At 66.6% G+C, this 20,311-nt stretch carries 18 protein-coding genes, 1 tRNA gene and 1 rRNA gene; all 20 read left to right on the forward strand.

Annotated elements, in window-relative coordinates; translation table 11 throughout:
* Positions 1 to 3: 3 nt before the first annotated feature.
* The 20 genes from rrf to EF834_RS08325 all read left to right on the forward strand — a co-directional run bounded on the left by rrf (position 4) and on the right by EF834_RS08325 (position 20,205).
* Positions 4 to 120, forward strand: a 5S ribosomal RNA gene (gene rrf, locus EF834_RS08230).
* A gap of 60 nt (positions 121 to 180) precedes the next feature.
* Positions 181 to 1,299, forward strand: coding sequence for a hypothetical protein (locus EF834_RS08235; protein WP_408014484.1), 1,119 nt, complete (start codon positions 181 to 183; stop codon positions 1,297 to 1,299).
* 11 nt (positions 1,300 to 1,310) lie between these two features.
* Positions 1,311 to 2,324 (forward strand): HAD-IIA family hydrolase, encoded by a 1,014-nt coding sequence (locus tag EF834_RS08240; RefSeq protein ID WP_127946757.1) that lies wholly within the window; start codon positions 1,311 to 1,313, stop codon positions 2,322 to 2,324.
* Between the two features lie 65 nt (positions 2,325 to 2,389).
* Positions 2,390 to 2,623 (forward strand): hypothetical protein, encoded by a 234-nt coding sequence (locus tag EF834_RS08245; protein WP_127946758.1) that lies wholly within the window; start codon positions 2,390 to 2,392, stop codon positions 2,621 to 2,623.
* Between the two features lies 1 nt (position 2,624).
* Entirely contained in the window at positions 2,625 to 3,458 is an 834-nt protein-coding gene (locus EF834_RS08250; RefSeq protein ID WP_127946759.1) for a TlyA family RNA methyltransferase, read from the forward strand.
* A gap of 20 nt (positions 3,459 to 3,478) precedes the next feature.
* Positions 3,479 to 4,411, forward strand: a complete 933-nt coding sequence (locus EF834_RS08255) for an NAD kinase (protein ID WP_127947291.1) — start codon at positions 3,479 to 3,481, stop codon at positions 4,409 to 4,411.
* A gap of 2 nt (positions 4,412 to 4,413) precedes the next feature.
* Complete coding sequence (gene recN / locus EF834_RS08260; protein ID WP_127947292.1) at positions 4,414 to 6,189, forward strand: DNA repair protein RecN; 1,776 nt, start codon at positions 4,414 to 4,416, stop codon at positions 6,187 to 6,189.
* A gap of 103 nt (positions 6,190 to 6,292) precedes the next feature.
* Complete coding sequence (gene steA, locus EF834_RS08265; protein ID WP_127946760.1) at positions 6,293 to 7,477, forward strand: putative cytokinetic ring protein SteA; 1,185 nt, start codon at positions 6,293 to 6,295, stop codon at positions 7,475 to 7,477.
* On the forward strand, positions 7,474 to 8,418 hold the full coding sequence (locus tag EF834_RS08270) for a copper transporter (RefSeq protein ID WP_164874096.1): 945 nt from the start codon (positions 7,474 to 7,476) through the stop codon (positions 8,416 to 8,418). The genes steA and EF834_RS08270 overlap by 4 nt, the downstream gene beginning before the upstream one ends.
* A gap of 148 nt (positions 8,419 to 8,566) precedes the next feature.
* Positions 8,567 to 10,303 (forward strand): CTP synthase, encoded by a 1,737-nt coding sequence (locus EF834_RS08275; RefSeq protein ID WP_127946762.1) that lies wholly within the window; start codon positions 8,567 to 8,569, stop codon positions 10,301 to 10,303.
* Positions 10,304 to 10,312: 9 nt separating this feature from the next.
* Positions 10,313 to 10,963: an NUDIX domain-containing protein gene (locus EF834_RS08280; protein WP_127946763.1), complete on the forward strand. Its 651-nt coding sequence runs from the start codon at positions 10,313 to 10,315 to the stop codon at positions 10,961 to 10,963.
* Positions 10,960 to 11,889: a site-specific tyrosine recombinase XerD gene (xerD, locus tag EF834_RS08285; protein WP_127946764.1), complete on the forward strand. Its 930-nt coding sequence runs from the start codon at positions 10,960 to 10,962 to the stop codon at positions 11,887 to 11,889. Before EF834_RS08280 ends, xerD begins: the two co-directional genes overlap by 4 nt.
* A 142-nt stretch (positions 11,890 to 12,031) precedes the next feature.
* On the forward strand, positions 12,032 to 12,907 hold the full coding sequence (locus tag EF834_RS08290) for a ParA family protein (RefSeq protein WP_235871112.1): 876 nt from the start codon (positions 12,032 to 12,034) through the stop codon (positions 12,905 to 12,907).
* A complete protein-coding gene (locus EF834_RS08295; protein ID WP_408014485.1) occupies positions 12,904 to 13,767 on the forward strand; it encodes a segregation and condensation protein A in 864 nt (287 codons plus the stop codon). Before EF834_RS08290 ends, EF834_RS08295 begins: the two co-directional genes overlap by 4 nt.
* Before the next feature lie 62 nt (positions 13,768 to 13,829).
* A complete protein-coding gene (gene scpB / locus EF834_RS08300; protein ID WP_235871114.1) occupies positions 13,830 to 14,471 on the forward strand; it encodes an SMC-Scp complex subunit ScpB in 642 nt (213 codons plus the stop codon).
* Between the two features lie 13 nt (positions 14,472 to 14,484).
* Positions 14,485 to 15,483 carry a pseudouridine synthase gene (locus EF834_RS08305; protein ID WP_127946768.1) on the forward strand — a complete coding sequence of 333 codons (999 nt, stop codon included), beginning with the start codon at positions 14,485 to 14,487 and terminating at the stop codon, positions 15,481 to 15,483.
* Complete coding sequence (gene cmk, locus EF834_RS08310) at positions 15,480 to 16,178, forward strand: (d)CMP kinase (RefSeq protein ID WP_127946769.1); 699 nt, start codon at positions 15,480 to 15,482, stop codon at positions 16,176 to 16,178. The genes EF834_RS08305 and cmk overlap by 4 nt, the downstream gene beginning before the upstream one ends.
* Positions 16,175 to 17,614 (forward strand): ribosome biogenesis GTPase Der, encoded by a 1,440-nt coding sequence (der, locus tag EF834_RS08315; RefSeq protein ID WP_127946770.1) that lies wholly within the window; start codon positions 16,175 to 16,177, stop codon positions 17,612 to 17,614. The genes cmk and der overlap by 4 nt, the downstream gene beginning before the upstream one ends.
* A gap of 109 nt (positions 17,615 to 17,723) precedes the next feature.
* Positions 17,724 to 17,797 (forward strand) — tRNA-Pro (locus EF834_RS08320).
* A gap of 587 nt (positions 17,798 to 18,384) precedes the next feature.
* On the forward strand, positions 18,385 to 20,205 hold the full coding sequence (locus tag EF834_RS08325; RefSeq protein WP_127946771.1) for an SIR2 family protein: 1,821 nt from the start codon (positions 18,385 to 18,387) through the stop codon (positions 20,203 to 20,205).
* Positions 20,206 to 20,311 lie beyond the last annotated feature (106 nt).

Here is a 20,311-nt window from a genome sequence, read left to right on the forward strand (position 1 = left end):
AGTTACGGCGGCCATAGCGGAGGGGAAACGCCCGGCCCCATTCCGAACCCGGAAGCTAAGCCCTCCAGCGCCGATGGTACTGCACCCGACAGGGTGTGGGAGAGTAGGACACCGCCGAACACCCGTTGCCGAAAGGGGACCCGACACAGTGGGTCCCCTTTCGTGTTTTGTATGAAAGGAATGGCCGTGTCGGAAAGCAGTGGTGATCGTCGGAAATTCCGCGGAGACGGCACCCATGATTCCGAGGAACGACGTAGCGGCCGGCCGGTACACCGTCGTGGCCAGCGGGATGACCTACGCCAGGCCGGCCGGGAGGATGACCGGCGCCAGGCGCCTAGGGGCCGGGACCGCGGCGACCGACAGGCTCGAGGAACGGGTCAGTGGCGCGGTCGCGACGAGCGGCGCGCTGACGCCCGCCGCGAGGACAGGCGTGACGACAGACGCGGTGAGGAACGACGGGAACGCCGAGGCGATGGTCGTGGTGATGACCGCCGCCAGTTCGCCAGCCGCGGAGGTGACGATCGTCGTCGAACCGGTGGTGCACCTCGGGACCGAAGCGGCAGAGGCAGTTCCGGTCCGGAACGTGGTCGCGACCGCGCAGGCGGTCCGCAGCGCCGCGAGCCACGCCGCGACGAGCCCGACATTCCCGAGGATGTCGAAGCAGGCGAACTGGACTCCGCAGTTCGCCGCGATTTGCTGAGCCTGGACAAGAACAATGCGAATGCGGTTGCGCGTCATCTCGTGATGGCCAGCCGCCTCATCGATGATGATCCGCGCCTGGCTCTGGCGCATGCTCGGGCAGCGCGACAGCGCGCTGGGCGCATCGCTGTTGTACGCGAGACTGCCGGTATCACCGCCTATCGCGCGGGTGAGTGGGCGGAGGCTTTGTCGGAGCTACGTGCCGCTCGACGGATGTCGGGTGGCCCGGGTTTCCTGTCGGTCATGGCGGACTGCGAGCGAGGGCTCGGACGTCCCGAGCGCGCGATCGAGCTGGGCCGAAGCGACGAGGCTCGCCAGCTCACCGGGGACGACGCGAGCGAGCTGCGGATGGTCGTGGCAGGAGCACGCATGGATCTCGGACAGTTCGACCAGGCGGTCGTCACACTGCAGACCTCTGATCTCGATGCCAAGCGCACCGGATCGGCTGCCGCACGGCTGTTCTACGCCTACGCCGACGCGTTGGTCGCGGCGGGTCGGACAAAGGACGGACTCGAGTGGTTCCTCAACTCCGCCGCAGCTGACCTCGATGGTGAAACGGATGCAGAGGAGCGGGTGGCCGAGCTGACCGGGGAGGGATAGTGACGGATTCCGTGAGCACCCCTCTCAGGGCAGGGTACGACGTTCTGCTCCTCGACCTGGATGGCACTGTCTATCAGGGTCCGGAGGCCATTCCCGGCGCGCGTGAGGCGCTGGCCGCGGGCGCTGAGCGTCAGTTCTACGTCACCAACAACGCGAGCCGCAGTCCGGCGCAGGTCGCCAGCCACTTGCGCGAGCTCGGATTCGACGCCACGGACGCCGATGTGGTCACGAGTTCGCAGTCGGCGGCGCGCCTTCTGTTCGAGCGGCTCGAGCCAGGGTCCGCCGTGTTGGTCGTCGGCACCGATGCCCTCGCGGATGAGGTGGCGAACGTCGGTCTGCGGCCGGTCCGGCGGTTCGAGGACTCACCGATTGCCGTCGTCCAGGGGCATTCGCCGGCCACGGATTGGTCGATCCTCGCCGAAGCCACGTTGGCGATCCGTGCGGGTGCGACGTGGGTCGCGGCGAACGTGGACACGACTCTTCCCACCGAGCGTGGCCTGGTCCTGGGCAACGGCTCGCTGGTGGCCGCGTTGCGGACCGCGACGGCGCGAGAACCGGTTGTCGCGGGCAAGCCGGCGGCCCCGTTGTTGGAGGATGCGCTGAACCGTTCCGGTGCGGCCCGGGCGTTGGTCATCGGCGATCGTCTCGACACCGACATCGCCGGGGCAAACGCGGTCGGGGTGGATTCGTTGCTCGTCCTAACCGGAGTCAGCACGACGGCAGAGCTCCTGCGCGCGGACACGCTCCACCGCCCGACCTACGTCGCCGAGTCCCTCGACGCGCTCAACCGCCTGGCCGGGGACGCGGCAGTCACATCTCGTCCCGGGTGGAGCGTCGAATTCGTGGGTGGTGATCTGGTCGTCCGGTCGGAGAATCGCGAGGCCGCGGTCGAGTCCCGCGTGGATCGTTCAGCGGCTTTCCTGTCCGTTCTCGACGCCGCATGGCGGCATCCCGAGTTCGTCCGGGTCCGCACGGCTGACGACGACGCCCACGCGGCGGTGGCGTTTCTACTTGGCGATATGTGACGGTCCGACAGAACGTCCCGTGCCGCAGTCGCCGGTGGTCAGGTCGATGGGCTAGGTTTGCACCGATGGGCACGTCAGTACCAGTTCCAGGCCAACACCTACCCGGATCGGGTGGTGGTGTCGACCCGGCGGACGTTCACAGCCGGGTCGACGCCCTGCTCGACCGGTTGGACAGTGTCGGCGCCGAGGGTGCCGGCGCCGACAGCGGTGACCCCGAAGCGCTCGCCCGGCAGGCACAGATTCTCGAACGGGCTCACGATGTTCTCGTCGAGTCCTTGGCAGCAGTGGACAAGGTCTGAGGTGGCACGTCGAGCAAGAGTCGATGCGGAGTTGGTGCGGCGGGGGCTTGCGCGCTCACGCGAGCAAGCGGTGGAGTTGATCTCCGCGGGCCGCGTGCGGATTGCGGGCACCGTTGCGACCAAGCCCGCGACCGCGATCGAGACGGGTACTCCACTTCTCGTCACCGAGCTCGACGACGAGATCTCGTGGGCCTCCCGGGGTGCGCACAAGCTGATCGGCGCGCTCGACGCCTTCGTGCCGCAGGGACTGACGGTCGAAGGCCGTAGGTGCCTGGACGCGGGCGCCTCCACGGGCGGCTTCACTGACGTCCTACTGCACAACGGTGCGCGCGAGGTGGTTGCGGTCGATGTGGGGTACGGCCAACTGGTGTGGCGTCTGCAGTCCGACGATCGGGTCCACGTCGTGGACCGGACCAACGTGCGATCAATCGACGCCGACACGATCGGCGGCCCAGTCGATCTCGTGGTGGCCGACTTGTCGTTCATCTCGCTGAAGTTGGTGTTGCCGGCGCTCGCCGCGTGTGTCGACGCCGGGGCGGACCTGATCCCGATGGTCAAGCCCCAGTTCGAGGTCGGCAAGGAGCGAGTCGGATCCGGGGGCGTCGTGCGGGATCCGCAGTTGCGCGCGCGTGCCGTGTCGGAGGTTGCCGAGGCGGCCGCGAATCTGGGTCTGCGTACCGTCGGAGCCGTCGCGAGCCCCCTTCCGGGCCCGTCCGGCAATGTCGAGTACTTCTTGTGGCTACGCAAGGACGGTGAGCCACTGAGATCCGAACAGGTGGAGAGCACCTCGATCGAGGCCCTGATCCGTCGGGTGGTTGAGGAAGGTCCCCAGTGACCGATTCCCCAGGGACCGACGTGTCGGCATCCAACCTTCCTGAGCGGCAGATTCTCCTCGTCGCGCACTCTGGGCGCGAGGAGATCACAGAGACCGCGCGTCGCGTCGCGGCGATCTGCTCCCGTGCAGGGATTGCGCTTCGACTGCTGGAGAACGAGGTCGACGTCGCCCGTGTCGGGTCGCCGTTGGACGGGCCGGACAAGCCGGTGATCAGCGTCGTGCCCGAAGGCCCAGGTGCGGCGTCCGATTGCGAGATGGTGATCGTACTCGGTGGTGACGGTAGCTTTCTGCGAGCCGCCGAACTCGCCCAGTCAGCCGACGTTCCCGTACTCGGGATCAACCTCGGCCGCATCGGGTTTCTCGCGGAGGCAGAGGCCGAGCACCTCGAAGCCGCACTGGAACAGGTGATTCGGCGCGAGTACCGCATCGAGCATCGAATGACTCTCGACGTGCTGGTGAGAGTCGAGGACCGGGTCGTGCAGCGTGGCTGGGCGCTCAACGAGGCAAGCATCGAGAACCGATCACGTCTCGGGGTGCTCGAGGTCGTGCTCGAGGTCGACGGACGTCCGGTGTCTTCATTCGGCTGTGACGGCGTCCTGATCGCGACTCCGACTGGGTCCACCGCATACGCCTTCTCTGCGGGCGGGCCAGTGGTGTGGCCGCAACTCGAGGCGCTGCTGGTGATCCCCAGCAATGCGCACGCACTCTTCGCTCGTCCACTGGTCACGAGCCCGGAGTCGGTCATCGCGGTTGAGACCGTCGCCGACAGCCACGACGGACTCGTCTTCTGTGACGGTAGGCGGACGCTGGAGCTGCCTGCCGGAGGTCGCGTCGAGGTGGTCCGAGGCAAGGATCCGATCCGATGGGTGCGGCTCGACTCCGCGCCTTTCGCCGACCGAATGGTGCGCAAGTTCGATCTTCCGGTGACGGGATGGCGAGGGAGGAAACGATAGCGGTGTTGGCGGAGATTCGGATCGACAACCTGGGGGCTATTTCGTCGGCGTCCGTGCAGTTCCATTCCGGCCTGACGGTGCTGACGGGCGAGACTGGCGCCGGCAAGACGATGGTGGTCACCAGCCTGCATCTGCTGAGCGGGGAGCGCGCTGACGCGGGCCGGGTCCGGGTCGGCGCGTCCCGTGCCGTTGTCGAAGGACGGTTCCAGGTCGACCAGTCAGCGCCGGAGATCGATCGCGCGGTGGCCCGGCTCCTCGAATCGTGCGGCGCCGAGCGGGACGACGACGGCAGTGTCATCGCGGTCCGGACCGTCGGGGGAGACGGCCGCTCCCGGGCTCACCTGGGCGGGCGCAGCGTCCCCGCGGGCGTATTGTCCGAGTTCACCGATCCGCTGCTCACCGTGCACGGCCAGAACGATCAGCTGCGCCTGCTGCGTCCGGGCGAGCAGCGCAGCGCACTGGACCGGTTCGCAGACAAGACCATCGGGCCGCTGCTCACCAGGTACAGCAAGCATCGCTCCGAATGGCTGGAAGCCCGTCGGGAACTGGACGAACGCACGGGTCGGGCCCGCGAACTCGCGCAGGAAGCCGATCAGCTGACATTCGCGCTCGAGGAGATAGACCGGATCGGGCCGACCCCGAGCGAGGACGTCGAGATCGTGGCCGAGGTACGTCGGCTCGGCGACCTCGATTCGTTGCGGGCTGCTGCGGAGGGCGCTCATGCGGCACTCACCGGCCTCGACGACGGAGCGGTCGGCGAAAGCGGTGCTCTGGATCTGCTCGGGGAGGCGCGGTCGCGGGTCGAGTCCTCCGACGATGCCGCACTCTCCGAACTCGGCCCACGGCTGGGCGAAGCGGCTGCTGTCGTCGCCGACGTGGCGGGTGAACTGTCCGCATACCTGTCGGGGTTGCCGAGCGACCCGGGTGCACTCGACAACCTGCTGACCCGCCAGGCCGAACTCAAGACGCTGACCCGGAAGTACGCGGCCGACATAGACGGTGTCCTGGAGTGGGCTGACACCGCCCGTGAGCGGCTCGCGCGGATCGACACCTCGTCGGACGCGCTGGCCGCACTGGCCACCCGGGTGGATGAGGCGGCAGAGCTCACCGCCGACGCCGCTGCCGCGTTGTCCGCCGCAAGGGCAAAGGCTTCCGTGAAGCTCGCGAAGGCAGTCAGTGCGGAACTGTCCGGCCTCGCGATGGGCCGGGCAGCGCTCGAGGTCTCCGTACATCCGCGTGAGGTCGGTCCCGATGACTCGGCTCCGCTCGTCGTGGACGGACGGGAAGTGCACGCCGGAGCGTCTGGCGTCGACGAGGTGGAGTTCCGTCTGGCCGCGCACAGCGGGGCTCAGGCCCTCCCGATCAGCAAGAGCGCGTCGGGCGGCGAACTGTCCCGCGTGATGCTCGCACTCGAGGTGGTGCTCGCGGGATCGGATCGCGGCGCGACCATGGTGTTCGACGAAGTAGATGCAGGGGTCGGCGGCCGGGCGGCCGTCGAGATCGGCCGTCGGCTCGCCCGGCTCGCGCGGACGCACCAGGTCATCGTCGTCACTCACCTGCCACAGGTTGCGGCGTTCGCGGACACGCACCTCGTCGTCGACAAGATCGACGACGAGCGCAGCGGCATCGACAGCGGTGTCCGCGCCCTGACAGAGGATGATCGGGTGGTCGAGCTCGCCCGCATGCTCGCGGGCCTCGACGACACCGAGACCGGACGTGCGCACGCGGAGGAACTGTTGTCGATCGCGGGGCAGGAGCGCAGCACGGTGTTCGCATGATGCCGTGAGTCAGGCCTTTTCGGTGGTGAGGCCGTGGCGTGTGTGGTAGCCGACACGGCGCGCCTTCCGGAACATCCGATCGCGACGGGCGATCATCGAGGCCATGAAGATGCCGGCGCTGCTCTCCCGTAAGACCGAATCGCTACCTGGAATCAGCGGCATCGCTCGGGTCGGCCGCGACACCGGCAAGTTGCTGCGTCGCGTGGGGCACGGCGACGTCGTCTTTCTCGACGAGATCGATCTGGATCGAGTGACGGCGGACGCGTTGGTCGCGGCCGACGTGCTCGCTGTCGTCAACGCATCGACGTCGATCACCGGCCGCTACCCGAATCTCGGTCCGGAGGTCCTGGTCGCGAATGGCATCGTGCTGATCGACGCCGCTGACGCCGAGATCTTCAAGGTGATCAAGGACGGTTCGAAGGTTCGTCTGCACGAGGGTTCCGTGTATGTCGGCGAGAGGAAGCTGACCGAGGGAACAGAGTTGACCGAGGCGGAGATTTCCGATCGGGTGATCGAAGCCAAGACCGGTCTCGTCGACCACCTGGAGGCGTTCTCGGGCAACGCGATCGAGTTCATTCGGTCGGAGAGCCCGCTCCTGATCGATGGTGTCGGCGTCCCGCACCTCGACGTGAACCTAGAGGACCGTCACGTCGTGATTGTGGCGGGTGGGCCCGACCATCAGGCGGATCTCAAGGCGCTGAGGCCGTTCATCAAGGAGTACTCACCGATCCTCATCGGCGTCGGCACTGGTGCGGATGCGTTGACAAAGGCCGGCTACCGCCCCGATCTGATCGTCGGGGATCCGGACGGCATTACCAGCGAGACCCTCAAGTGTGGCGCCGAGGTCGTGCTGCCCGCGGACTCGGACGGTCACGCCCAGGGACTCTCGCGCATCCAGGACCTCGGCGTCGGTGCCGTCACCTTCCCTTCGTCGGCGTCTGCGAGCGAACTGGCGTTGCTACTGGCCGATCGCCATGGTGCGGCGTTGATCGTGACAGTCGGCAGCAAGGTCTCGCTCGACGAGTTCTTCGACAGCGACCGCCGCGACACGAACCCGGCAGCGTTCATGACCCGGCTGAGGGTGGGGCCCAAACTGGTTGACGCCAAGGCCGTCGCGACGCTGTACCGCAGTCGGGTGTCCGGTGCCGCCATTGCGCTCTTGGTGCTAACCGCGCTGACCGCGGTGATCGTGGCGCTCGCCGTCTCGAACATCGGCGGGGACGCGGTGGACTGGGCAATCGATACGTGGAACAGCTTTGCCCTTTGGGTTCAGGGGCTCTTCGAGTGATTTCGTTGCGTCAACACGCCATCTCCATCGCGGCGATCTTCCTGGCCCTCGCGATCGGCGTGGTTCTCGGCTCCGGGTTGCTGTCGGACGGCATGCTCTCGGGCCTGCGTGACGACAAGGATCAACTGCAGAACGAGATCGAGCAACTGACCGAGACGAACAATCGCCTCGGCGAGCAGCTCACCTCGGCGGATCAATTCGACTCCGCGGTCTCCGACCGGGTCGTGCGTGACACCCTCGCGGAGCGCTCGGTCGTCGTCATCACCACCCCGGACGCCGATCCTGGCGACCTCGAGGGGCTGCAGCGGATCGTCGCGCAGGCCGGGGGTACGGTCATCGGCCCGGTATCGCTCACGGAGTCGTTCGTCAACGGGGCCAATGGGGACCAGCTGCGCACGACGGTGACGAACATCATTCCCGCCGGTGTTCAGCTCCGGACCGGTGCCATCGACCAAGGCAGCCTTGCGGGCGACCTGCTGGGCTCGGTGCTGTTGCTCAACCCGCAGACGGCGCAGCCGCAAACCACTCCCGAGGAACTGGCACTCGCGCTCGACACGCTCCGTGGTGGCGGCTTCATCGACTTCGACGGGAATGTACAGCCGGCCCGGCTCGCGGTCGTGCTGACCGGAAGCGGTGACCCGGACAACACCAGTGGCAACCGCGGGGCGGCCATCGCGCGCTTCGCGGACGCACTCGACGGTCGCGGGGCCGGAACGGTCCTGGCAGGTCATCGCGCTTCCTCTGAAGGCAACGGTCCGATCGCTGTTGCGCGTGCCGACGCCGCGGTGTCGGCGGTACTGACAACGGTCGACGACGTCGACCGTGAATCAGGGAGGATCACGACCGCTCTCGCGCTCCAGGAACAGCTGGAAGGCGGTTCGGGGCGGTACGGGACCGGTCCCGGCGCGACCGCGGTTACCGTCGGATCGGAGCAGTCGTAGTGTGTTTGCAACGTATCTCGTGCGGGTATCACGGAGCGTCGTGCAGGGTTGAGGCCGACAGGTGTTACCGTGAAGTCCCGTGGGTCGGCAGGCCCCCAACATGCTTCAAATCAGACCAAGTCCTGCACAGTCGTCACGGGAGCCCCCTTTGCCACAGTCACGCATCCATTCGCGTAGGGTCACCAAGCACATTTTCGTGAGCGGGGGTGTCGCCTCTTCTCTCGGTAAGGGATTGACCGCTTCCAGCCTCGGTGAGTTGCTCACCGCGCGCGGCCTGCGTGTAACGATGCAGAAGCTCGACCCCTACCTCAACGTGGACCCGGGAACGATGAACCCGTTCCAGCACGGTGAGGTCTTCGTCACCGAGGACGGCGCCGAAACCGACCTAGACGTCGGACACTACGAGCGTTTCCTCGACCGCGACCTCAATGCGTTCGCCAACGTGACCACCGGGCAGGTCTATTCGGCCGTGATCGCCAAGGAGCGTCGCGGCGAGTACCTCGGCGACACCGTCCAGGTGATCCCGCACATCACCGACGAGATCAAGAGCCGGGTCATCGCGATGGCCGGGCCGGATTCGCAGGGCCAGGTGCCCGACGTCGTGATCACCGAGATCGGCGGCACTGTGGGCGATATCGAGTCGCAGCCGTTCCTCGAAGCGGCCCGGCAGGTGCGTCACGACGTGGGTCGGGAGAACGTCTTCTTCCTGCATGTCTCGCTCGTTCCCTACCTGGGTCCGTCCGGCGAGCTCAAGACCAAGCCGACGCAGCATTCGGTGGCAGCACTCCGCAACATCGGTATTCAGCCCGACGCCTTGATCCTGCGCTGCGACCGCGAAGTGCCGCAGGCGCTGAAGGCGAAGATCGCGCTGATGTGTGACGTCGACGTCGACGCGTGCATTTCCACCCCGGACGCGCCGTCGATCTACGACATCCCGAAGGTGCTGCACAGCGAAGGCCTGGACGCGTACGTGGTCCGTCAGTTGGGGCTGCCCTTCCGCGACGTCGACTGGAGTGTGTGGGGCGACCTGCTCGAGCGGGTCCACAACCCGCGCGAGACCGTCAAGGTCGCGCTGGTCGGCAAGTACGTCGACCTGCCCGATGCGTACCTGTCGGTGACCGAGGCGTTGCGTGCCGGCGGCTTCGCGCACTATTCCAAGGTCGAAATCTCATGGGTACCCTCCGACGAGTGCGCGACGGAGGCAGGTGCTCACGCGGCGCTCGGTGCGGTCGACGGGGTGCTGATCCCCGGAGGTTTCGGCATCCGTGGCATCGAGGGCAAGCTCGGTGCCATCCGCTATGCGCGCAACCACAGGATTCCGCTACTCGGCCTGTGCCTGGGCCTGCAGGCCGTGGTCATCGAGGCTGCGCGCTCGGTGGGTCTCGACGACGCGAACTCGGAGGAGTTCGATCCCGACACCCAGCATCCGGTGATCTCGACGATGGCGGACCAGGAGCATATCGTCGCCGGAGAGGCGGATCTGGGCGGCACCATGCGGCTGGGCGCGTACCCGGCGGTGCTGGAAGAGGGCTCGGTCATCGCGCGGGCATACGGTACCGAGAACGTCTCCGAGCGTCACCGCCATCGCTACGAGGTCAATAACGCATATCGCGACCGTATCGCCAAGAGCGGGCTGCAGTTCTCCGGCACTTCGCCGGACGGCCACCTCGTCGAGTTCGTCGAGTTGCCCGCCGACAAGCATCCTTTCTTCGTTGCGACGCAGGCGCATCCGGAGCTCAAGAGCCGTCCGACCCGCCCGCACCCGCTGTTTTCGGCCTTCATCGGCGCGGCGCTGGCATTCAAAGCCGGCGAGCAGGGGTCGGTCGCGGTAGGCGCGGACGACGAAGCCGAGACAGCTACCACGACTGCTGACAGCGTCGGGTAGCGGCCACCGATGGGCCGGCCGGGGCAACACGAGTTCGACACCGTTGGGTCGCGTGACGTGTACAGCGGAGCGATCGTGGCGCTGCGCGTGGACCAGGTGGTGATGCCGGGCGGGCGAGTAGTGGATCGGGAGGTTGTCGAGCACCACGGCGCTGTTGCGATCGCGGCGCTCGATGATGCTGACCGGCTGGTGCTCATCCTGCAGTACAGGCACCCGCTCGGCCGACGGTTGTGGGAGTTGCCGGCCGGGCTGCTCGACGAGCCCGGTGAGGATCCGCTGGATGCTGCCCGTCGGGAGCTCGGGGAGGAGACCGGACTCGCGGCCGACGAGTGGTCGGTCCTCGTCGATGTCGCCCTCTCACCCGGGTTCACCGACGAGTCGGTGCGTGTGTTTCTCGCGACAGGTCTGCACGAGGTCGGTCGTCCGGACGCCCACGACGAGGAGGCCGATCTCGAGGTCGCCCGGGTGCCGTTCGACGAGGCGGTGGCGATGGCGTTGCGAGGGGACGTCGTGAGCGCAACCGCGGTATCCGGGATCCTCGCGCTCGCCGCTGCCCGGGCTCGGCCCGATGCCCTCCGGCCGTCGGGCGCCGAATGGGTCGACCGGCCCGAGTCGTTCGCGCGGCGAAAGCAGGGTCGGCCCGACAGCGATGTCACATGACCGCGCTGAGCGGTCAGATCGACACCTATCTGGACCACCTTGCGGTCGAGCGCGGTGCGGCTAGCAACACCCTCAGCTCGTACCGGCGTGACCTGGATCGATATGCGCGATTCCTGACCGATCGGGGCGTCCGCGACTTAGGTGGGGTCACCGAGAGCGACGTCAGCGAGTTCGTCGTATCGCTGCGACGCGGAGACCCGGAGACAGGAACTGCCGCGCTCGCGCCCAGTTCGGCAGCGCGGGCGCTGATCGCGGTCCGCGGCCTGCACCGGTTCGCGGCCGCGGAAGGCACGACGATCGGCGACGTGGCCCGTGCGGTGAAGCCCCCGGCCCCGGGGCGGCGACTGCCGAAGTCTCTGCCTCTCGACGACGTGTTGTCGATACTCGACGCGGCCGGTGGAGACGGTGCGTCGGCCACTCCGCGCATGGTTCGGGACCGGGCGCTGCTCGAACTTCTCTACTCGACAGGCGCGCGTATCTCGGAGGCGGTCGGTCTCGACATCGACGACATCGACGGGCAGTCACGTTCGGTGCTGTTGCGAGGAAAGGGCGGTAAGGAGCGAGTGGTACCTGTCGGCCGCCCCGCGATTGCGGCGATCGACGCCTACCTCGTCCGAGGCCGACCTGGCCTTGTGACGAAGGGGACGCCGGCGCTGTTCCTCAACGCCCGGGGAGGCCGGTTGTCGAGGCAGAGCGCGTGGCAGGTCTTGCACGATGCCGCGGAGAAGGCAGGCATATCGGTCGGTGTGTCGCCCCATACGCTGCGGCACTCGTTCGCCACGCACCTGCTCGACGGGGGCGCAGATGTACGGGTCGTGCAGGAATTGTTGGGGCATTCCTCGGTGACGACGACACAGCTGTACACCATGGTCACCGCGGGTGCTCTGAGAGAGGTGTGGTCTCAGGCGCATCCCCGGGCGCGCTGACGTGGTGCGTGTTGGCGTCGTTTCAGATCACGAAGCGGTAGCGTTATGGAAGCAGCTCGGCGACGGGACGGGATCGACAAGACAGGGGACATTGGTGGTGACACCTCAGCCATCGCAGGCGGAGCAGGCGCACCAGGATGCGCTGTCGTACGTGGGGAACCTCGAATCGGGGCACGATGTGCCGCTCGGTCCCACCGGCCGCCCGCTGCGCGACATACCGGAGCCCACACCCGTCAGCAGTCATGGACCTGCCCGGGTCATTGCGATGTGCAATCAGAAGGGTGGCGTCGGCAAGACCACATCGACGATCAACTTGGGTGCTTCACTCGCGGATTACGGTCGTCGGGTGCTGCTCGTGGACCTCGATCCGCAGGGGGCGTTGTCCGCGGGGCTCGGCGTCGCTCACCACGACCTGGACCTGACCGTTCACAACCTGCTGGTCGAGCGCAAGAGATCCATCGATGATGTGCTCATGCGGACGAGGATCGAGGGACTCGACCTGTTGCCGAGCAACATCGATCTGTCGGCGGCCGAGATTCAGCTCGTCACCGAGGTCGCGCGCGAGCAGACGCTGGGGCGGGTCCTCGATCCGGTGCTCGACCGCTACGACTACGTGCTGATCGACTGCCAGCCTTCCCTTGGCCTGCTGACGGTCAACGCGTTGGCGTGCGCGGACAGCGTGATCATCCCGATGGAGTGTGAGTTCTTCTCGCTGCGCGGGCTCGCATTGCTCAACGACACGATCGAGAAGGTGCATGATCGTCTCAACCCGAAGTTGTCGCTCGAGGGCATCGTGGTGACCATGTTCGACGTGCGTACGCTGCACGCCCGTGAGGTGATGTCGCGGGTCGTGGAGGTCTTCGGTGACTTGGTCTACCACACCGTCATCAACCGCACCGTGAGGTTCCCCGAGACGAGTGTCGCGGGCGAGCCGATCACGACATGGGCGCCCAATTCCGGTGGTGCGGAGGCGTACCGGGCACTGGCTCGCGAGGTCATCCACCGCTGTGCCCGGTGAACGCGGACGTCGCTGAGGGGGTCGAGACGGCGGAGGCTGAGGACGCCGAGACGGCGAAGCCGGGCACCGGTGCCCCGGATGACGCCGGTTTTCGGGTGCGCCTGCGCAATTTCGAGGGCCCGTTCGACTTGCTCCTGACCCTCATCAACCAGCACCAGTTGGACGTGACCGAGGTCGCGTTGCACGAGGTCACCGATGAGTTCATCGCATACACGCGCAGCCTCGGCCGCGAGATCGGCCTGGATCAAACCACCGAGTTCCTGGTGGTCGCAGCGACGCTCCTCGACCTCAAGGCGGCGCGGTTGCTTCCCGCGGGCGAGGTGGACGACGCCGACGACCTGGCGCTGCTCGAAGCCCGCGACCTCCTCTTCGCGCGCCTGCTGCAGTACCGGGCCTACAAACAGGTCGCCCAACTGTTCGGCGAGTTCGAGGCCGCCGCGCTACGCCGCTACCCGAGGTCGGTGTCAGTCGAGGACCGGTATGTCGAGTTGCTCCCTGAGGTGTTGCTCGGCGTCGATCCGCAGCAGTTCGCGGAGGTAGCGGCGGCGGCGATGCGGCCCCGACCGGTCCCGACGGTCGGGCTCGGTCACCTGCACGTGCCAACGGTGTCGGTGCCGGAGCAGGCGGCCCGGATCCTCGAGCTACTTCGGGAGCGCGGACGGGACGAGTGGGTCCCGTTCGGTGAACTGATCGTCGAATGCGAGATGCCCGTCCAGATCGTGGCCCGCTTCCTCGCGCTGCTCGAACTGTACCGGGAGCAGTCGGTACTGTTCACGCAAACCGAGCCGCTGGGGAGCCTGCTGGTGAGCTGGACCGGTGAGACCACGGACGCACCCGCGAGCGAGGAGGACTACGGATGACGTCCCTGAACACGCAGGAAGATGCGGAGGACGTGAACCCATTCGAGGATGAGTTTGCACCGATGCCGGACGATCGCCTGGTGGCGGCACTCGAGTCCATGCTGCTTGTCGTCGACGCCCCGGCGTCTGCGGAGATGCTGGCGTCTGCACTCGGGGAATCCGAGGCGCGGGTCGAGACGATGCTGCGCACGATGTCCGACGACCTCACTGCCCGCGGCAGCGGCATCGACCTGCGGTTTGCCGGGGATGGCTGGCGGTTCTACACCCGCACAGACCACGCCCGGTACGTCGAACGATTGTTGCTCGACGGAGCCCGGTCGAAGCTGACCCGTGCGGCGCTCGAGACGCTCGCAGTGATCGCGTACCAGCAGCCGCTGACTCGGGCTCGGATCAGCGCGGTCCGCGGCGTCAACGTCGACGGCGTCGTCCGCACGCTGCTGGCCCGCGGTCTGATCACCGAAGCCGGCCCAGATCCGGAGACAAATGCGACAACCTATGCGACCACTGAACTGTTCCTCGAACGCCTCGGGCTGGCCTCACTGAAGGATCTGCCACCGCTCGCGCCGCTGCTGCCGGACGTCGATGTGATCGACGACATCAGTGAGAGTCTCGAAGCGGATCCACGATTTGCGAGAATGGGGACGACTCCGTCCTCACTGGGGTCGGCGGACACGCTGGACCCCGAGATCGACATAGAAGACTGACAGGGATCGAGAAGTGAACAAGCCCGCTCGCCGTGATGGCATACCGGACCGTAGAAGAAGGCAGGCCAGGGAGGGTGCCCCCGGCACTGCCCGACCGACCCCTGCATCGAGCAAGAAGACGAACAAAGCGACGAACAAGCAGACGAACAAGCACGGCAAGCCGAAGGCGCCTAAACCACAACGTGCTCAGCTGCAACCTCACGTCCCCAAGATCAGCAACGCCAAACCGGCAAAGCACCAGTACACACCCGTCGACCGTGACCTCACGGTCGTGCAGGGCGATGGCGTCCGGCTGCAGAAGGTTCTCGCCAAGGCCGGTGTCGCATCTCGCCGCGCCGCCGAAGAGCTCATCGCGCAGGGCCGCGTCGAGGTCGACGGACGGATCGTCGTCGAGCAAGGGCTGCGCATCGATCCCGAGAACGCCGTCGTGCGTGTCGACGGCACCCGCGTGGTCGTCAAGGAGGATCTGGTTCATCTCGCGCTGAACAAGCCGCGCGGATGGCAGTCCACGATGTCCGACGATCTGGGGCGCCCGTGCGTCGGCGACATCGTCTCCGAGCGCGTCGCCGCAGGCCAGCGCCTGTTCCACGTCGGACGTCTCGACGCCGACACCGAGGGGCTCTTGCTGCTGACGAACGACGGGGATCTGGCACACCGCCTGATGCACCCTTCATACGAGGTGTCCAAGACGTACCTGGCAACGGTGCAGGGCGTCGTGGGTCGCAGCGTCGGCAAGACCCTCAAATCTGGTGTCGAACTCGATGACGGGCCCGCAAAGGTGGACTCGTTCGCACTGCTCGACATCAGCGAGGGCAAGTCGCTGGTGAAGGTCGTGCTGCACGAGGGACGCAAGCACATCGTGCGCCGCTTGCTCGAGGCTGTCGGGCATCCGGTGATTCGCTTGGTCCGCACCGACATCGGTGCGGTCGCGCTCGGCGACCAGCGGCCCGGAACCCTGCGGGTGCTCGGCCGCCACGAGGTGGGCGGCCTGTACGGGGCGGTCGGCCTGTGAGCGCGGCGAACGAGGGCGCACTGGTCGTCGCGATCGATGGACCGTCGGGCACGGGGAAGTCCAGTGTGTCCCGCCGGCTGGCGGCACGGCTCGGTGCCCGCTACCTAGACACCGGTGCCATGTACCGGATTGCGACGCTTCACGTCTTGCGTCAGGGCGTCGACCTCGCCGATCCGGCCGCCGTGGCGGAGGTGACTGCATCGCTGCCGCTGACCATCGGGACCGATCCCGAGCACGCCGGGGTGCAACTCGACGGTGAGGACGTCACCGCCGAGATCCGCGGCGCGGAAGTCACGCGTGCCGTCTCCGCGGTGTCGGCGGTACCCGACGTGCGAACGTTCCTCGTGGACCTGCAGCGGCGGATCGCCGAAGAGGCCGAGCGGATCGTCGTCGAGGGCCGCGACATCGGAACCGTCGTGCTACCGGATGCGGACGTCAAGATTTTCCTCACGGCCTCCGCGGAGGCGCGGGCGTTGCGGCGCCACGCCCAAGACCTTGCAGAGGGCCGCGACGGTGACTTCGACGCCGTCCTCGCCGACGTACAGAGACGTGACCACCTCGACTCCACCCGAGCGGTATCGCCGATGCGTCCGGCGGAGGACTCGGTGACGGTCGACACGAGTGAATTGGGCATCGAAGACGTGATCGGCAGACTGCTGCTAGTGGTCAGCGACAGAACTGGAGCAGTGCGGTGACCGACGATGTTGTGAGCGACCTGGCCGATGGCGGGTTCGCCGGTGACGGCACCTGGATCGAAGAATCTGACTGGGATCTAGCCGAATTCATCGATGGCGACGATGCGGAGGAGCATCTCGCGGTCCCCGTGGTCGCTGTCGTCGGCCGACCCAATGTCGGCAAGTCGACGCTGGTCAACCGGATCATCGGTCGCCGTGAAGCGGTCGTCGAGGACTTCCCGGGCGTGACACGGGACCGCGTCTCTTACGACGCGACCTGGGCCGGACGCCGGTTCACCGTCCAGGACACCGGCGGCTGGGAACCCGACGCGAAGGGGCTGCAGCAGTCGGTGGCGCGTCAGGCCGAGCAAGCGATGCGGACCGCCGACGCCGTTCTGCTCGTCGTCGACGCCGTCGTCGGCGCGACCGCTACGGACGAGGCGGCCGCCAGGGTTCTGCGCCGGTCCAAGACACCCGTCATCCTGGTTGCGAACAAGGTCGACGATGCCCGCACCGAGGCCGAAGCGGCAGCACTGTGGTCGCTCGGTCTGGGGGAGCCGCGCATGGTCAGTGCCACGCACGGCCGCGGCGCCGGCGACCTCCTGGACGACGTCCTGTCGGTGCTTCCGGAGACCCCGCGCGAAGGAACCGGCGGTGGGCCACGCCGGGTGGCGCTGGTCGGCAAACCCAATGTCGGGAAGTCGAGCCTGCTCAACAAGCTGTCGGGCGATGAGCGGTCGGTGGTGCACGATGTGGCAGGCACCACTGTCGACCCTGTGGACTCCCTCGTCGAACTCGGCGGTAAGGTCTGGCGGTTCGTGGACACGGCGGGCCTGCGAAGGAAAGTGAGCCATGCCAGCGGGCACGAGTTCTATGCGTCGCTGCGCACCAAGTCTGCGATCGAGGCTGCAGAGGTCGCGATCCTCCTGATCGACGCGGCGCAGCCGATCACCGAGCAGGACCTGCGGGTCCTGTCAATGGTGGCGGACGCCGGCCGGGCGCTGGTCCTCGCGTTCAACAAGTGGGATCTGGTCGACGAGGATCGCCGCTACGTGCTCGAGAAGGAAGTGGACCGCGAACTGGTCCGCGTTCCGTGGGCACAGCGGGTCAACATCTCCGCGCAGACCGGGCGGGCTGTCCAGAAGCTGGTGCCTGCGATCGAGACAGCGCTGGAGTCGTGGGACAAGCGCATCCCGACCGGGCGCCTCAACACGTGGCTCAAGGAGGTGGTGGCGGCGACGCCGCCGCCGATGCGTGGCGGGCGTTTGCCGCGCATCATGTTCGCGACCCAAGCCGGCACACGCCCGCCGACCTTCGTGCTCTTCACCACGGGCTTCCTCGAGGCCGGCTACCGCCGCTTCCTCGAGCGCCGCCTGCGTGAGGAGTTCGGGTTCGACGGCAGCCCAGTGCGCATCTCAGTGCGCGTGCGGGAGAAGCGAGTCCGCAAGAATCGCTGACCTACCGCCCGCTGTGCTACCCCCAACCAGTCGCGGGACACGCTGACCAGGCGATTCGCCTTCCCGAGCGCCGCTGTTGTAATCTCTTGAGGCGCCCGAGGGGCGTGGACGGGCTGTGGCGCAGCTTGGTAGCGCACTTGACTGGGGGTCAAGTGGTCGCAGGTTCAAATCCTGTCAGCCCGACCGAGAATCCCCAGGTGAGACACTGTTTCACCTGGGGATTCTCCGTTTCCGGAGCGTCCCGCTGGGTCCCGCAAGAGCCCGAGGAATCGGCGATAGAGCCACCAGCCGGCAAGTAGCAGATTGCGCCCCACCCGGACCGGATTGGTGTGCGAGACCCCTGATCGACAAACCGAAAATTGATCTCCGGCGCGTGCGCTAACACCCCCGGAGCATGGCCGAAGACTCCCAACTCCGATCCGATCGCCTCTGTCCACGATTTGATCTGCAGCAACTCGGGTCGAACCTCTTCTTCGACGCCCGCGCGTGGAAGACTTTCGGCGCCCGGGCGGTGGCCTGATGAGCACCGAAACGGGCCGCGCAGGCTGCGGCGAGTTCATGGCCTACGCCTGGGCGCTCATCGTCGGCGCCAACGCCCGCGCGTAGGGGCCTCCGAGGCGACGGTGCGGCGAATGTTCGCCCAGGTCGCCGCACGCTGACTCACCTCTGGACGATGAAACGCCCCAACATCTTCCACGTTGGCGCGACATTGAAAGCGGCACCGAGCGGCGTGGCGGCGTGAAGACTCCTGGGATGCCTAGAGTTACTTCGTGACCACTTCACCTCCGTCTCCGTACAACGCCAGCGAGAGGCTTGCTCTGTCGATGCATTCAAGTCCCGGCGTGTACGCGCTGCTCGTGGGTTCCGGGATCTCGGTGGGTTCGGGCGTCGCGACGGGCTGGGACGTCATTCAGGCACTGGTCCGCAAGATGGCAGCGGTAGCGACTCCCGGCAGGGCCCTGGGGAGCGACTTCGACGTCGAGACGTGGTGGAACACAACGCACCCCGGTATCGAACTCGGATATGACAGTGTGCTCGAAGCCTCTACCCTGACTGCAGCCGAACGGCGGCGCGTCCTCGAACCGTTCTTCCTCCCCACCGCGGAGGATCTCGAGGCAGGCCGGAAGGTGCCGGCGGCCGCTCACCAGGCGATCGCCCAACTCGTCAAGCGCGGCACAGTTCGGGTCGTTGTCACGACCAACTTCGACGACCTGATCGAGAAGGCGCTCGACGAGATCGGAGCCCCCTATCAGGTGATCGCGACGCCGAGTGCGATTGAAGGATCAGAAGCCCTACGGCACAGCGCTTGTACCGTCATCAAGGTTCACGGCGACTACAGCCGCATCGACGTGCTCAATACCGCCGACGAACTCGCCGGATACCACCAAGATTTGGATGGGCTACTCGACCAGGTCTTCGACGAGTACGGACTCCTTGTGTGTGGATGGTCCGCAGACTGGGACACCGCACTTGTCGACGCCATCAGACGTGCACCGGCCCGACGATATCCGCTCTACTGGGCCACCCGCGGTGACCTCGGCGGCAATGCCAACGAACTGATCGGCCAGCGCCGCGGCATGATCGTCCCGATCACCGACGCCGATCGGTTCTTCACCACACTCGCCGAACGCCTCGGCACCCTCGACCGGATGGCCAACCCGCCGCTCACGCTCGACTTCGCGGTCGGGCAACTCAAGCGTTGCCTGCCCGACCCCGTCCGACGACTCGATCTACGGGACCTGTTCGACCAGGAGATCCTGCGCCTGCGCGACATCCTGAGCGAACGTCCGCTGTCACCGGAGACGAACGAGGTCGACTGGGGAAGGGAACTCGACGGCCTCTCCGCACACGTCGACATCATCAACCATCTGCTCGCACACGGCATCATCCTCGACAACACCCGAGACCACGATGATCTCTGGATCTGGGTCATCGAACAGCTCATGCGCGCCTGCCCACACCTCTCCGGCGGACGTTTCGGCCCTGATTGGCAGCGCATGTTGCACTACCCCGCATGGTTGGCGCTCATGACCGCGAGTTTCGCTGCTGTCTACGCCAAGCGTGACGACCTCTTGATCAGGCTGTTCCGCGAACCCACCGTGCACGACTTCGGCACCTACGACGACAACGGGGAACAAGAGCCCGAAGCACCAGCAAGCAAAGTCCTTTACGACTACCAGCTGTTCAGCGAAACTATCTCGGAGAACCTCTATCCCGAAACGGATGCGGCGTGCCAGGTGCGCAAGCACACGAAAGACCGGATGCGGCCGATATTCCTGCGGATCGTCGGAAACCCCTCATCGTTCGATTTCCTCGGGCTCCGCTCCGAGTACCGAATCGCCCTCATCCAAGCAAGTCTTGGAGCGACTACTTCGATCATCCCGCACCATGTCACCTATCACCCGGTCATCGAGTACACCTGCCACCGCTTCCAATTCGGCATCGAAGGCAAGTGGAAGATGCACGAAGACTTCACCGCTACTGCCGACCAGCAACGTTGGGTTCGCGGGCTCGATCTCGACAGTGACAAGGAGTTCGAGACGCTGCGGAACCAACTCAGAGATGAGGCGCATCTCCAAAAGTGGGGGTGATCCGAACGGCTCTCGAGCGCATGTTGGGGTCCCGCAGCGGTCCTCGTAACGCCAGCATTCCCCGAAGGCGAGGCAAAGGCGTGCAGTGTCCGTCGTAGTCGGATGG

This window comes from Rhodococcus spongiicola (genome assembly GCF_004011835.1).
Lineage (GTDB): Bacteria > Actinomycetota > Actinomycetes > Mycobacteriales > Mycobacteriaceae > Prescottella > Prescottella spongiicola.